Source organism: Polaribacter sp. Z014 (genome assembly GCF_023555435.1).
Classification (GTDB): domain Bacteria; phylum Bacteroidota; class Bacteroidia; order Flavobacteriales; family Flavobacteriaceae; genus Polaribacter.
Window position 1 is genome coordinate 579,408 of sequence record NZ_JALCZP010000001.1, and the last position, 13,810, is coordinate 593,217.

Here is a 13,810-nt window from a genome sequence, read left to right on the forward strand (position 1 = left end):
ACCATGTCTATACACAACGTAAGAAAAGAAGTGATGCTAACTTTAGAAAAAAGTATGGATCGTTTCATGGAAAAATACTTAATTCCTGCAGAAAAAATTTGGCAGCCAACAGATTTTTTACCTAATTCTCAAAAAAACTCTTTTATAACAGAAGTAGAAGAAATTAGAGAATTATCTAAAGAACTACATGACGATTTTTGGATTGTTTTAGTAGGAGATACTATTACAGAAGAAGCATTACCAACCTATGAATCTTGGTTATTAGATTTAGATGGAGTAAGCCAAGATCCAGATAATAGTTGGGCAAAATGGGTAAGAACTTGGACAGCCGAAGAAAACAGACACGGAGACGTGTTAAACAAATACTTGTACTTATCTGGCCGTGTAAATATGCGCGAAGTAGAAATTTCTACACAACATTTAATTGCAGATGGTTTTGATATTGGTACATCTACAGACCCATATAAAAACTTTGTCTACACAAGTTTTCAAGAATTGGCAACCTATGTTTCACACAACAATGTAGCTAAAATTGCACGTAAAAAAGGACACAAAGCCTTGGCTAAAATGTCTAAAATTATTGCAGGAGACGAAATGCGTCACCATAAAGCCTATACAGAATTCGTAAAAGAAATCTTTAAAATAGACCCAAGTGAAATGATGTTGGCTTTTCAGCACATGATGAAATATAAGATTGTAATGCCTGCAATGCATTTAAGAGAATCTTTTGAAACAAAAGGTAGTTTGTTTGATGATTTTTCTATCGTTGCACAAAGAGTAGGTGTGTATACAGGTTTCGATTATGTAGACATTTTACGAAAACTAAACGAAGCTTGGGAAATTGATAAAATTACAAATCTTACGCCAGAAGCAGAAAAAGCGAGAGATTATTTAATGAGATTACCAGACAGAATGCAGCGAATTACAGAAAGAATTGTAGTTCCAGACACAGACTTTAAATTTAAATGGATGATGAATCCTAGTTAGTATTAGAAGCTATTTCTTGCTAGGAGTTTATCTTGAGCGAAGTCGAAAGGTTATATCTTTTTGTGAAAAACAAAAAGGTTAAGAATATCTACAGTTATTCGAACGACTTCAATAAGGGCTAAACTAGTTTGCTAACTAATAACATAATAAATACATAAAAGCCATTTCAGTTACTAAAATTGAAGTGGCTTTTATATTAATTACAAATCCTGTGTCATTCCGACTGAAGAGGAATCTAGTTAACTTTTTTTTTGTTATTTATAACCTTTTATTTATTCAGTAAACAAAAAAGAATCTCTATCATTTAAAAAACCCATTTTTTCTCGAATTCTATTTTGTTCAGTCTTAATTAAAGTAGCCTTTACAATTCCAACTTCATTATTTTCTAAATTAGAAATTTCTTCACCAAAAAAATCAATGATTAAAGAATTTCCAGAATAGGCATAATTATCAGCATCTTTTCCGGTTCTGTTTACACCAATTACATAACTCATGTTTTCTATTGCACGTGCTTTTAAAAGCGTGTCCCAAGCTTTAATTCTAGTTATAGGCCAATTTGCCATAAAAATTAAAAGATCGTAATTTTCTGTGTTTCTAGCCCAAACAGGGAAGCGTAAATCGTAACAAATCAACGGACAAATTTTCCATCCTTTGTAATGTACGATCAGTTTTTCCGTGCCAGAAGTGTATATTTTATCTTCCCCTGCCAAGGTAAAAGAATGTCTTTTATTGTAGGTTTCTATTTTACCAGAAGGATGTACAAAAACCAAACGGTTGTAAAATATTTTGTCACCTTGAGCGCAGTCGAAAGGCCTTTCAGAAATCACCAAACTCCCACAAATAGCAACGTTTTTTTTCATAGCCATTTTTAGCATCCAAGAAACCGAATTTCCATCCATCTTTTCGGCAACCTTTTCAGTATTCATGGTAAAACCAGAAGTAAACATTTCTGGCAATACCACAAGATCTGTATTTTTAGAAAGCGCATTTATTTTCTCTTCAAAAAAAGCTAGATTTTTAGCAGGATTTTCCCAAACTAAATCGGCCTGAATGCCAACAATGTTTAATTCATTTTGCATCAAAAAATAATTTAATGATTAAAGATGTATAAAAGTAAGTTTTTGTAATTTAGAAATCCAAAAAAAAGCTATGCAATCTTTTATTTCTGATACAATAGAGAACATTTTAAAAAACACAAAATCTTTTGAAGATGTGGTGTTTATACTTCCATCTCAAAGAGCAAAAGTGTTTGTAAAACAAACATTTAAAGATAAAATTACCGTTGGTTTTTTACCAGAAATTATAAACGTAGAGCAGTTTATTAGCAAAATTTCAGGAATAGAAAAAGCAGATAGCATTCAGTTATTATTTCATTTTTACACCATTTATAAAGGTTTAGAGAAAACACCTGTTACTTTTGATGTTTTCGCTTCTTGGGCATTTACTGTTATTCAAGATTTTAATGAAATAGATCAGCATTTAACAAATACAAAAGATATCTTTCATTATTTAAGAGATATTCAACGCTTAAAAAAGTGGTCTGTAGAAGGAGAGTTTACGGAGACGAAATTAATGAAAGATCATTATTCTTTTTTAGAAAAACTAAATACGTATTACAATGCTTTTTATCAATTTTTAAAAGAAAAAAATATTGGATATCAAGGTTTAATTTATAGAGAATCTTGTGAGAAAATAGACTCGTTTTTAGTAAAAAATGCAAATAAAAAATTCTTTTTTATTGGTTTTAATGCCTTAAATACTGCTGAAGAATTGTTGTTTCAAAAAGTTTTAGAAAGTGGTAATTCAGAAATTTATTGGGATATTGATGAAGCTTTTTTTAAATCAAATCATCAAGCAGGTAGGTTTATTAGAAGGTATAAAAAAGAATGGAAATACTATGAGAAAAATGAGATTCAAACGCTTGGAGATACCTTTTCTGCACCTAAAAAAATAGAAGTAATTGGAGCATCTAAAAACACGACTCAAATTAAATATGCTGGAGAAATTTTAGAGAAAATTACAGATTTTAAAAATACAGCTTTGGTTTTAGCCGATGAAACGTTGTTGCCGATAACGTTAAATTCTTTACCTAAAAATATCAACGCTATTAACATTACCATGGGATATCCGTTAAAAGATGTACCTACCACCAATTTGTTGTTTTCTATTTTTCAATTGTTTATTTCTCAGGATAAATTGCAAAAATCAATAGTAAATGAATTTTATTACAAAGATGTAATTCGATTTTTAAAACATCAATCTATTTATAAATTAATACCAGAAATAGATGCGTTTTCAGACAATATAGCAAAGCATAACCAAACATTTATCAACCAAAATGACATTCATAAGTTATTAGAAAATTCAGACGTAGCTTTAAAACAAGTGCTGGTTTCTGTTTTTAGTTCTTATGCTTCTATTGATGAGTTCTTAGACAGAATTTTAAAATTAATAAATTATTTAAAAGAAGATGTAGGTGAATTAGAAAAGGAATATCTGTTTCGCTTTTATACCACTTTTACGCAGTTAAAAACATTACAAAATGAGTTTAAATATTTCCCAGATTTAAAAACATTAGCCCTTTTTTTTAGACAATTAATTTCTTCGGAAAGTTTATCATTTCAAGGAGAACCTTTAAGAGGATTGCAATTAATGGGTATGTTAGAAACCCGTGTTTTAGATTTCGAAAATATTATTTTAATTTCTACCAACGAAGGGGTTTTGCCTGCCAATAGTCAGCAAAATTCTTTTATTCCTTTTGATGTTAAGGTAGAATTTGGCTTACCAACATATAGAGAAAAAGATGCCATATTTTCGTATCACTTTTTTAGATTAATGCAAAGAGCAAAAAATGTATTTATCATTTACAATACAGAACACGACGTTTTAGGAAGCGGAGAAAAAAGTAGGTTTGTTACGCAATTAGAAATGATGCGCACAGACGTTATTCAGAAAATGGTTGCTCCCAAAGTGGTAAATCAAAAAGTGGAATTGAAAGAAATTAAAAAGGATGAAACTGTTTTAGAAAAGCTGCAAGAATTGGCTGTAAAAGGGATTTCTCCTTCTGCATTAACTAATTATTTATACAACCCGATTTCATTTTACAAACAAAAAATAATTAAATTAAAAGAATTTGAAGATGTAGAAGAAACCGTTGCTTACAATACTTTGGGTACAGTTGTTCACGAAACTTTAGATGAGCTGTATATGCCTTTTGTTACCAGATTTTTACAAGCAGACGACATCGATTTAATGCGAAAAAAATCGAAAGATCTAGTAGTGAAACATTTTAAAGAGGCTTTTAAGAACGGAGATATTTCTACAGGAAGAAATCGTTTAATTTTTGAAGTTGCAAATAGATTCGTTAATAATTTTTTGGCACAAGAAAAGGACTTGTTAAAAGACAAAAACAATCAATTAAAAATTTTGGCAACGGAAGAAACTTTATCCGCAGAAATAGAAATTGAAGGCATTGATTTTCCGATAAAAATTCATGGTCAGGTAGATAGAGTAGATGAATTAAATGGTGTTTTACGAATTATAGATTATAAAACCGGTATGGTTAGTAGCGCAGAATTACGTGTTGTAGAATTTGGTAAACTAAGAGAAAAAGAACAACACAAAGCCATTCAAGTAATGTTGTATGCGTATTTATACACCAAAAGTAAAAAGTATGATTTTAAGAAATCTTTAGAAGGAGGTATTTATTCTTTTAAAAATCTAAACAGTGGTTTTTTATCAGTCAATTTTTCATCCAATTATAGAAAACCAGATGTAGAAATTACAGAAGAAAAATTAGAAGAATTTATGCATGAAATAAAGACCTACATCAAAGAGATATATACCCTTGATGTAGATTTTATAGAACCAGCAGATTTAAAATACTAATACCAAATGAATTTTGATGTTTATTTGGTGTAATTTATTTTCCTTTTAAAGTTAATAAAGGAATAGGAGTATAAAACTCTTTTTTAAGTACGGTATTTTTTTCCCATAATTTTTTAAAGAAACCTCTTTTACGTCTAAAAACACATAAAACATCTGGATTATGAGTTTTAAAATGCTCTAAAACACCTTGGTACGTAGTTGCATTTTCTGTTATAGTAAGTTTAGTTTGCAATTCAATTAATCCTTTATCTAAAACTAAATCTTCATCTTTGTATCCTACAGTTTTTACTAATAGCAAATTTATTTCTGGATTAAATTTTTCAACCAAAGTAACCAAAGGATTTAAAGCTGTTTTACTTTTAATAATACCAGATTTAAATGCCATTAAAATCGATTTTATAGGTTTATAAACATAGCCTTCAGGAATGCTTAAAACTGGTAAATCAGATTTTTTAACCAAACTACCAGCTGTACTTCCTAGAAAAACACCATGTTTAATTGAGTTACTTTTAGCTCCCACAATAATTAAATCTATACCAAGTTCATTATCTATAGCCTCAACACTTTCAAGAATTCCTGCCTTAGAAGAAATTAATTTTATATCTACATTTTTTCTATTAACAGCGCTTACCAATGTTTTAAGGTATAATTTTGTTTCACGCTCTATAATTGCAGTCATATTTACCATACTACCAGCCTTAGATTTTGCTTTGTATGCCCTAAAAACAAATAAGTTTGCATTTATTTCTTCTGCAAAATCAATGGCGTATTGTAATGTAGATTGTGCATTTTCTGTAGATCCAATAGGTACTAAAATATGTTTCATAGTTCTAAATTTAAAGCTGCAAAGTTAGTTATTTTTCAATGAAACCTTTCTTTTTACATTTTATAGATATGTACCTTTGTAAAAAATTGATCTTTTGGGTACAAATATTAGTTTAAAAAATATTAATAAATTGGCAATTCCGGCTTTAATTGCGGGTATTGCAGAGCCTTTATTATCTATTACAGACACTGCAATTATTGGTAATATTACAGAAAATGCAACAGAAAGCTTAGCTGCAGTAGGTATAGTGGGAGCATTTATATCGATGTTAATTTGGGTTTTCGGCCAAATAAGAAGTGCCATTTCCTCTATTGTTTCACAGTATGTTGGTGCTAATAAATTAGAGGAAGTAAAAGATTTACCAGCGCAAGCTATTGCTATTGTAGTTTTTGGAAGTTTGTTAATAGTTGCTATTGCTTATCCGTTTGCAAAACAAATTTTTCAGTTTTATAATGCCTCGGGCACCGTTTTAGAATATTGTATTACCTATTTTAAAATAAGAATTTTCGGATTTCCTTTTTCACTTTTTGTATTTGCAGTTTTTGGTGTTTTTAGAGGTTTACAAAACACTTATTACCCAATGATAATTGCAATTATAGGAGCCTTGTTAAATGTTTTTCTGGATATTATTCTGGTATACGGAATTGAAGGCTATATCCCTACCATGAATATAGAAGGAGCAGCATATGCAAGTATTATTGCACAAATTACGATGGCTATTATTGCTTTGGTTCTGTTGATAAAAAAAACGACTATTCCATTAAAAATAGCATTGCCTTTTCATAAAGAAGTTCCTCGTTTGTTAGGTATGATTGCAAATCTTTTTGTGAGAACAATTGCTTTAAATACAGCTTTATATTTTGCAACTTCTTATGCTACCGATTATGGTAAAGAATACATTGCGGCATATACTATTTGTATTAATATTTGGTTGTTAGGCGCTTTTATGGTAGATGGATATTCTAGTGCAGGAAATATTTTATCAGGTAAGTTTTTAGGAGCCAAGGATTATAAATCATTGGTGGTTTTAAGTAATAAACTCTTAAAATACGGTTTGGTTACAGGAATAGTCATTGGGTTGTTGGGTTTTGTTTTTTACAATTTCATTGGATTAATTTTTACAAAAGACGCTGCTGTTTTAGAACAGTTTTATCATGTTTTTTGGATTGTTTTAATAACGCAACCCATAAGTGCAATTACTTTTATTTTTGACGGAATGTTTAAAGGAATGGGAGAAATGAAGTATTTAAGAAACTTACTGATTCTTTCTACCGGATTGGTTTTTATACCAACATTATTGGTTTTTGATTATTACGATCTAAAATTAACGGCTATCTGGATTGCCTTTACCTTATGGATGATTGCAAGAGGATTGCCATTAATTTTGAGATTTAGAGCTAAGTTTTTACCATTGGCCACGAACTAAAATATATTAAACTGTTATTCCGAAAGAGGAACGAGGAGGAATCTCATAACGGAGTTTTTTGGATTTCTCAATCGACTAAAAAACCACATTTCTAAATGTCATTCAAGATAAAAAGTTAACTTTACTAAAAATTCATTTTATGAGCACCACAAGACAAAACGGAAGTTTATATACCAACATTCAAAATAATATAGCAACGATTGAATTTGGGCATCCTGCTAGCAATTCTTTTCCGAGTGAATTATTAGCAAGGTTAACCAACGAATTAATTTCAGTAGGCCATAATAATGGAGTTTCGGTTATTATTTTAAAGTCTGAAGGAGAAAAAGCATTTTGTGCAGGTGCTTCTTTTGATGAATTGGTGGCTATTTCTAATTTGGAAGAAGGAAAACAATTTTTTGCCGGTTTTGCAAATGTTCTTAACGCAATGAGATCTTGTGGAAAATTAATTGTTGGTAGTATTCAAGGAAAAGCTGTTGGAGGTGGAGTTGGTTTAGCTGCAGCCTGCGATTATGTTTTGGCAACAGAAAATGCAGCTATAAAATTATCTGAATTTACGATAGGAATAGGTCCTTTTGTAATAGAACCTGCTGTTACTAGAAAAATAGGAGTTGCAGGAACTGCAGAATTAACGCTAGATGCCACAAGTTGGAAAAGCGCCTATTGGGCAAAAGAAAAGGGTTTATATGCAAAGGTTTTTGAAACACAAAAGGAGTTGGATGATGAAGTAGAAATTTTAGCAGAAAAATTAGCATCCTATGATCCTGAGGCTTTGGCAGAAATGAAAAAAGTTTTATGGAAAGGAACTGAAGAATGGAATGACTTGTTAGCAGAAAGAGCTGCTGTTTCTGGTCAATTAGTTTTATCTGATTACACAAAAAAAGCGTTGGCGAAATTTAAAAAATAAGATTGTGAAAATTGTTTCAACTAATATTGGAGAACGAAAAGAAATAAATTACAAAGGAACTATAGTTACCACAGGTATTTATAAATATACGGTAGATAATCCTATTTTTTTAGATGTTGAAGATGTAAAGGGTGACGCTATTTGTGATAGAGAAAACCACGGAGGAGTGCTACAAGCTATCTATGGGTATTCTTTAAAGCATTATGAATATTGGAAATCTGTTTATCCTAATGTAGATTTCGAAATGGGGATGTTTGGAGAAAACTTAACTATTGACGACTTAGATGAAACAAAAATTCATGCTGGTGATACTTTTAAAGTAGGTGATACTATTTTAGAAGCAACTGTACAAAGAGAACCGTGTTATAAATTAGGTGTTCGTTTTAATAAAATGTCGATTGTAAAGAAATTTTGGAAGACGACTTTTTGTGGTGTTTATTTTAAGGTTTTACAAACTGGTTTTGTGAAATCTGGAGATGAATTTATTCAAATAAAAAGCTGTCCAGAAAACCCAACCATTGCAGATTTGTATGTGGCTAAAAGAATTTTAAACGGAATTAGTTAAAGGAATAAGAAGTAGTTAACAAATAAGCTTAGCCCAGATTGAGTGGTCTGTTTGAGCTCTTTTTTACCTTTTTGGGTAAAAAAAGCGAGTAGCGAAAGCTGGAAATAGCTTCTAAAAATAATAAAATAGCTTTTAAAAGGTCTCTTCTTTTTTATGTAAAAAGCGAGTCAGTTTCATAGATAAATCTAACAAAATAATTTTCGGGTTTCCGTTTCTTTCTATATGATACATGGCATCATTTAGCTCTTTTTCGATGTCTAGAATATTACCAGAATGAACAAAAGGAGCAAATTTAGAAAGATTGAATCCGGTTTTAGATTCCATAAAAACCAATTTTTCAGATTTATAATTTAGCAATAAAGCTTGTCTAAAAAATTGCAAACAATAGTCTAAAAAACGTTTCTGAGTTTCGCGTCCGGTTTTGGCAATGGTGTCCGACCATTCAATTAATTGTTGCACAACGGCAGCATTTCCTTTGGCTTTAAAAGCAGTTCTAATCCAAGCAATAAACCATTCTTCAAAAACAAGATCGCTAGAATCGTTTTGTAATAATTGCAGTGCTTTGTTGAAATTTCCTTCTGCCTGATGAGCAATTTTAGCAGCATCATTATCGGAAACTTGATAATTTTCAATTAGTGCATTAGAAATATCTTGCTCACTTAAAACAGGAAAATGTAGCGCCTGACAACGAGATTTTATAGTATTTATAATCTGACCTTCGTTTTCTGTAATTAAAATAAAAACCGTTTTTTCTGGCGGTTCTTCAATTAATTTTAGCAATTTATTAGCGGCAGCAATGTTCATTTTTTCTGCCATCCAAATAATCATCACCTTAAAACCACCTTCGTAACTTTTAAGACGAAGTTTTTTTACCACTTCTTCTGCTTCATCAACTCCAATAATTCCTTGTTTGTTCTCTACACCAATATGTTGCAGCCAATTAAATAAACTTCCGTAAGGTTGGGTTTCTATAAAACTGCGCCAATCTTCTAAAAACAAACTGCTAACAGGATGTTTTTTTACGTTATCGTTAGAAGTTACAGGATAGGTAAAATGCAAATCTGGGTGCTGTAATTTGTCGCATTTTAAGTTACAAACATCAACATTATCAGAAAAATTGCATAATAAAAACTGAGCATACGCAATTGCCATAGGCAAGGTTCCGCTTCCTTCTTTACCCACAAATAATTGTGCATGCGGAATTCTGCCGTTTTCTGCAGATACTTTTAAGTGTTTTTTAATGTGTTCTTGTCCGATAATTTGGTTGAAAAGCATGGGCAAATATAAAATTTGTTTGGCATTTATCCATCAATTTTAGAAAGCAATCTTTTTAAAGATGAAATATTTGAAAAGCGCAGTATTTGGCTTCGCAAACGTTGTATTAATTTTTAGGTTTTACGCTTCTAAAAGTTTAAATAATTCGGTATTTTTGTTGAAAATACATTAATAAAAGATGAAAACATTAAAAGATTTTAATTTCAAGAATAAGAAGGCGTTAATTCGTGTAGATTTTAACGTGCCTTTAAATGATAAATTTGAAGTAACAGATGCTACCAGAATTCAAGCTGCAAAATCTACTATTATAGATATTTTAGAGCAAGAAGGAAGCTGTATTTTAATGTCACATTTAGGGCGTCCAAAAGGATTTCAAGATGAATTTTCTTTAGGACATATTGTAGACACAGCAACTGAGATTTTAGGAGTTAAAGTAAAGTTTGTTGCAGACTGTATTGGCGATAAAGTAGAAGAAGCTGTTGCAAATTTACAATCTGGAGAAATCTTATTATTAGAAAACTTACGTTTTTACGAAGAAGAGAAAAAAGGAGATGTTGCTTTTGCAGAAAAATTATCAAAATTTGGTGATATTTATGTAAATGATGCTTTTGGTACTGCGCACAGAGCACATGCATCAACAACAATTATTGCACAATTTTTTCCTGAAAATAAATGTTTTGGGAACTTATTAGCAAGAGAAATAGAAAGTATAGATAAAGTATTAAACAATTCTGAAAAACCAGTTTTAGCAATTTTAGGTGGTGCAAAAGTATCTTCTAAAATTACAGTAATTGAAAATATTTTAGACAAAGTAGATCACCTAATTATTGGTGGTGGAATGAGTTTTACTTTTATTAAAGCACAAGGAGGTAAAATTGGAAATTCTATCTGTGAAGATGATAAAATGGAATTGGCTTTAGATATCTTAAAGCAAGCAAAAGAAAAAGGAGTAGAAGTTCATATTCCAGTAGATGTGATTGCTGCAGATGATTTTTCTAACGATGCAAACACACAAATTTGCGATATTAATGCAATTCCTGATGGTTGGGAAGGAGTTGATGCGGGACCAAAATCTCAAGCAATTTTTGATACGGTAGTTAACAAGTGTAAAACTATTTTATGGAATGGTCCTTTAGGTGTTTTTGAAATGGCATCTTTTGCAGGAGGAACAATTGCATTAGGTCATTCTATAGACAAAGCAACCAAAAACGGAGCATTCTCTTTAGTTGGTGGTGGAGATTCTGTTGCTGCTGTTAAACAATTTGGTTTTGCAGATAAAGTAAGTTATGTTTCTACTGGTGGTGGAGCAATGTTAGAAATGTTAGAAGGTAAAACTTTACCAGGTATTGAAGCTATATTAAAATAAGGGTTTATTTGTTGAATCGTGTAATTGTTAACACGGTTTACAAACCATAAACTTCTTTGATTTTAAATAAAATAAGTCTATAAAGCGTGTAATTTAAAAATTACACGCTTTATTTTTTGGTTAAAGTATTAGTTTATAATTTAGCGGTCAGTTTTTTTACAATTACACGATTAAACATTTACACAATTACACTTCATTTATATATGAAATACACAAAATTACCAAATACAGATATTAAAGTTTCTAAGATTTGTTTAGGAACCATGACTTGGGGAAAACAAAACACACAAGAAGAAGGTTTCGAGCAAATGGATTATGCTTTAGAACAAGGTGTAAACTTTTTTGATACGGCAGAATTATATGCTGTTCCTGCAAGGCCTGAAACATACGGAACCACAGAAACTATTATTGGAAACTGGTTAAAAAAAACAGGAAATAGAGATAAAGTTGTTTTAGCAAGTAAAATTGCTGGTTCTGGTGATTATACAGCTCATATAAGAACAAACGGATTTGAAAAAGAAGCAATTATTGAAGCGGTAGAAGGTAGTCTTAAAAGGTTACAAACAGATTATATAGATTTATATCAGTTGCATTGGCCAGAAAGAGGTGTTAATACTTTTGGAACAAGAGATTACCCTTATAAGACTTCAAAAAAAGAAGCAGAAAACCATGTAGAGATTTTAGAAACTTTAGATGCATTAATAAAACAAGGGAAAATAAGACAAATTGGTTTGTCTAATGAAACTCCTTGGGGAACCATGCAGTATTTACAAGCAGCCAAAGAATTGAATTTACCAAGAATGGCAACGATTCAGAATTCATATTCATTAATACATAGAAGTTATGAATACGGAATGTCTGAAGTGTCTATGAGAGAAAATATAGGTTTATTGGCCTATTCTCCTTTGGCGCAAGGTGTATTAAGTGGTAAATATTTAAGAGGACAAAAACCTGCAGATGCAAGAGGAATTATATATCCTAATTATATTACTCGATATCAAACAGGTGCTTCGGAGCAAGCGGTTTTAAAGTATGAGGAGATTGCGTTAAAAAACAAATTGAGTTTAACGGAGTTGTCTTTGGCATACATCAATCAATTGCCATTTGTAACAGGTAATATTATTGGAGCATCTAAAATGAGTCAGTTAAAAGAAAATATTGGAAGTATAAACATTGATTTATCAGAAGAAATATTAGCTGAAATTGAAGCCGTTCATAAAATAATTCCGAATCCAGCGCCTTAGATTAGTGGGCAGTTTTTCAGTCTTAAGTAGGCAGTATAAAAAAGTGAATCTCTAAAAAGTATGAGGTCTTGTCATTCTGAACTTGTTTCAGCATCTCAATTTGCGAAACTTCAATAATCATAAGTGTCTGAAATAAATTCAGATTGGCAAAAAAATCCGATGAAAATTATTTCATCGGATTTTTTTTGTTTTTATTCCTGCGAATGCAGAAATCTATTTTTTAAGGAAACAGTTTATAAATATCTTCACGTTTTACAAAACGAACAATAGTTATTGTTTCTTCGGAATAATGAATACCTAATCTATAATTACCAATTCTAATTCTATAAAAATCTTTATGACCAGACATTTTCATAACATTAGAAACCTGATTTAAAATCTCTTTTTCTTCGAGGTTTATGAAAACTGTTTCTAATTGCTTAAGAAGTTTTTTGTCTTTAATTTTTTTTAAATCTTTTTCTAAACTTTTTAGGTAAATTACCTTCATTCTATTTTAACAATTTGAAGATATCTTCTCTACTCACTGTGTCGGTTCTATCTGCTTGTTGCATCAATAATAAAAGCCCTATATCCTCTTTTTGTTCATCTGTTAAACTATCTAATTGTTCTTTCTCTTTCGTCTTTACAAACAATTCAATAGCTTTTTCCATTAAGGCCTTTACGCTTAATCCTTCAAAAGCAGATAATACTTTCAGTTTTGTAAGAATAGTATCATCGATTTCTATTAATTTTTTCATTATAATGTAAAACTTTATTTATTTCAAAAATTTATTACAACAAATATAAAGTATATATTTTATATATTAAATATATGTTGCAAAAAAAATCCGATGAAAAATTTTTCATCGGATTTTTTTGTTTTTATTCCTACGAAAGTAGAAATCTATTTTTTAATTCTTGATTCTAAAAATCTTGGTTCTTTTACTTAACCAATTCAATAGAACTCGCTACAAAACGTCCATCTTCTACAATACCTACAATCTCTGCCTTTCTAATTACATTACAAAAGCCAATATGTTCATCATGCGCATCGCCAAAATCATCAATGCCAAAACCATCTACAAAATATGCTTTGTCATCAAACCGAACAGCTAAACTACATCCAGCTTCAGATTCTAAATTAAGCTGACATTGGCCACAAGAAATTTCTGCAACATGTTTTACTTCTTTCTTATTAGCACAAGAAGCGAATATTAATAAACTTAAAACAATTAATTTTTTCATCATTATAAAATTTAAAACATTATAGTGAGAACTGCTCAGATCCACCTTTTAACACAACGGTGATCACTGAATACTGAGACTGAAACTGCCAACTAACTACAA

Annotated in this window: 13 protein-coding genes; 7 read left to right on the forward strand and 6 right to left on the reverse strand. The window is 30.6% G+C overall.

The window, feature by feature from the left end; translation table 11 throughout:
• Positions 1-3 precede the first annotated feature (3 nt).
• On the forward strand, positions 4-987 hold the full coding sequence (locus MPF19_RS02645) for an acyl-ACP desaturase (protein WP_249986665.1): 984 nt from the start codon (positions 4-6) through the stop codon (positions 985-987).
• A 272-nt stretch (positions 988-1,259) separates the two neighbouring features.
• Here the strand turns inward: MPF19_RS02645 and MPF19_RS02650 are convergent, their stop codons facing one another.
• On the reverse strand, positions 1,260-2,066 hold the full coding sequence (locus tag MPF19_RS02650; protein ID WP_249986666.1) for a nitrilase family protein: 807 nt from the start codon (positions 2,064-2,066) through the stop codon (positions 1,260-1,262).
• A 70-nt stretch (positions 2,067-2,136) separates the two neighbouring features.
• On the opposite strand from MPF19_RS02650, the gene MPF19_RS02655 reads away from it, so the two are divergent.
• Positions 2,137-4,875 carry a PD-(D/E)XK nuclease family protein gene (locus tag MPF19_RS02655; RefSeq protein WP_249986667.1) on the forward strand — a complete coding sequence of 913 codons (2,739 nt, stop codon included), beginning with the start codon at positions 2,137-2,139 and terminating at the stop codon, positions 4,873-4,875.
• A gap of 34 nt (positions 4,876-4,909) precedes the next feature.
• Here the strand turns inward: MPF19_RS02655 and MPF19_RS02660 are convergent, their stop codons facing one another.
• The gene (locus MPF19_RS02660) at positions 4,910-5,701 is read right to left on the reverse strand and encodes a universal stress protein (protein ID WP_249986668.1); all 792 of its coding nucleotides are present in this window, start codon (positions 5,699-5,701) and stop codon (positions 4,910-4,912) included.
• Between the two features lie 94 nt (positions 5,702-5,795).
• Between MPF19_RS02660 and MPF19_RS02665 the strand changes: the two genes are divergently transcribed.
• The 3 genes from MPF19_RS02665 (at position 5,796) to MPF19_RS02675 (ending at position 8,599) form a co-directional block, all read left to right on the forward strand.
• Positions 5,796-7,127 carry an MATE family efflux transporter gene (locus MPF19_RS02665; RefSeq protein WP_249986669.1) on the forward strand — a complete coding sequence of 444 codons (1,332 nt, stop codon included), beginning with the start codon at positions 5,796-5,798 and terminating at the stop codon, positions 7,125-7,127.
• Between the two features lie 139 nt (positions 7,128-7,266).
• Positions 7,267-8,034 carry an enoyl-CoA hydratase/isomerase family protein gene (locus MPF19_RS02670; RefSeq protein WP_249986670.1) on the forward strand — a complete coding sequence of 256 codons (768 nt, stop codon included), beginning with the start codon at positions 7,267-7,269 and terminating at the stop codon, positions 8,032-8,034.
• 4 nt (positions 8,035-8,038) lie between these two features.
• Positions 8,039-8,599 (forward strand): MOSC domain-containing protein, encoded by a 561-nt coding sequence (locus MPF19_RS02675; RefSeq protein ID WP_249986671.1) that lies wholly within the window; start codon positions 8,039-8,041, stop codon positions 8,597-8,599.
• A 132-nt stretch (positions 8,600-8,731) separates the two neighbouring features.
• Here MPF19_RS02675 and MPF19_RS02680 read toward each other — a convergent pair whose 3' ends face one another.
• Positions 8,732-9,874, reverse strand: coding sequence for a DNA polymerase III subunit (locus tag MPF19_RS02680; RefSeq protein WP_249986672.1), 1,143 nt, complete (start codon positions 9,872-9,874; stop codon positions 8,732-8,734).
• Between the two features lie 178 nt (positions 9,875-10,052).
• Between MPF19_RS02680 and MPF19_RS02685 the strand changes: the two genes are divergently transcribed.
• Both MPF19_RS02685 and MPF19_RS02690 read left to right on the forward strand, forming a co-directional pair.
• Positions 10,053-11,240 (forward strand): phosphoglycerate kinase, encoded by a 1,188-nt coding sequence (locus MPF19_RS02685; protein ID WP_249986673.1) that lies wholly within the window; start codon positions 10,053-10,055, stop codon positions 11,238-11,240.
• Between the two features lie 203 nt (positions 11,241-11,443).
• Positions 11,444-12,484, forward strand: coding sequence for an aldo/keto reductase (locus tag MPF19_RS02690; RefSeq protein ID WP_249986674.1), 1,041 nt, complete (start codon positions 11,444-11,446; stop codon positions 12,482-12,484).
• A gap of 220 nt (positions 12,485-12,704) precedes the next feature.
• On the opposite strand, the gene MPF19_RS02695 is transcribed toward MPF19_RS02690, so the two are convergent.
• From MPF19_RS02695 to MPF19_RS02705, 3 genes are all read right to left on the reverse strand, one after another.
• Positions 12,705-12,971, reverse strand: a complete 267-nt coding sequence (locus MPF19_RS02695) for a type II toxin-antitoxin system RelE family toxin (protein ID WP_249986675.1) — start codon at positions 12,969-12,971, stop codon at positions 12,705-12,707.
• A 1-nt stretch (position 12,972) separates the two neighbouring features.
• Positions 12,973-13,221 carry a hypothetical protein gene (locus MPF19_RS02700; protein ID WP_249986676.1) on the reverse strand — a complete coding sequence of 83 codons (249 nt, stop codon included), beginning with the start codon at positions 13,219-13,221 and terminating at the stop codon, positions 12,973-12,975.
• Positions 13,222-13,405: 184 nt separating this feature from the next.
• On the reverse strand, positions 13,406-13,708 hold the full coding sequence (locus MPF19_RS02705) for a DUF6370 family protein (protein WP_249986677.1): 303 nt from the start codon (positions 13,706-13,708) through the stop codon (positions 13,406-13,408).
• Between the last annotated feature and the right edge of the window lie 102 nt (positions 13,709-13,810).

What these genes read in the sequence shown, in the direction of transcription:
- MPF19_RS02660 (WP_249986668.1), bottom strand. Translation starts at nt 5,701, where the DNA reads ATGAAACATATTTTAGTACCTATTGGATCTACAGAAAATGCACAATCT.
- MPF19_RS02700 (WP_249986676.1), bottom strand. Translation starts at nt 13,221, where the DNA reads ATGAAAAAATTAATAGAAATCGATGATACTATTCTTACAAAACTGAAA.
- MPF19_RS02645 (WP_249986665.1), top strand. Translation starts at nt 4, where the DNA reads ATGTCTATACACAACGTAAGAAAAGAAGTGATGCTAACTTTAGAAAAA.
- MPF19_RS02670 (WP_249986670.1), top strand. Translation starts at nt 7,267, where the DNA reads ATGAGCACCACAAGACAAAACGGAAGTTTATATACCAACATTCAAAAT.
- MPF19_RS02695 (WP_249986675.1), bottom strand. Translation starts at nt 12,971, where the DNA reads ATGAAGGTAATTTACCTAAAAAGTTTAGAAAAAGATTTAAAAAAAATT.
- MPF19_RS02690 (WP_249986674.1), top strand. Translation starts at nt 11,444, where the DNA reads ATGAAATACACAAAATTACCAAATACAGATATTAAAGTTTCTAAGATT.
- MPF19_RS02650 (WP_249986666.1), bottom strand. Translation starts at nt 2,066, where the DNA reads ATGCAAAATGAATTAAACATTGTTGGCATTCAGGCCGATTTAGTTTGG.
- MPF19_RS02655 (WP_249986667.1), top strand. Translation starts at nt 2,137, where the DNA reads ATGCAATCTTTTATTTCTGATACAATAGAGAACATTTTAAAAAACACA.
- MPF19_RS02685 (WP_249986673.1), top strand. Translation starts at nt 10,053, where the DNA reads ATGAAAACATTAAAAGATTTTAATTTCAAGAATAAGAAGGCGTTAATT.
- MPF19_RS02705 (WP_249986677.1), bottom strand. Translation starts at nt 13,708, where the DNA reads ATGAAAAAATTAATTGTTTTAAGTTTATTAATATTCGCTTCTTGTGCT.
- MPF19_RS02680 (WP_249986672.1), bottom strand. Translation starts at nt 9,874, where the DNA reads ATGCTTTTCAACCAAATTATCGGACAAGAACACATTAAAAAACACTTA.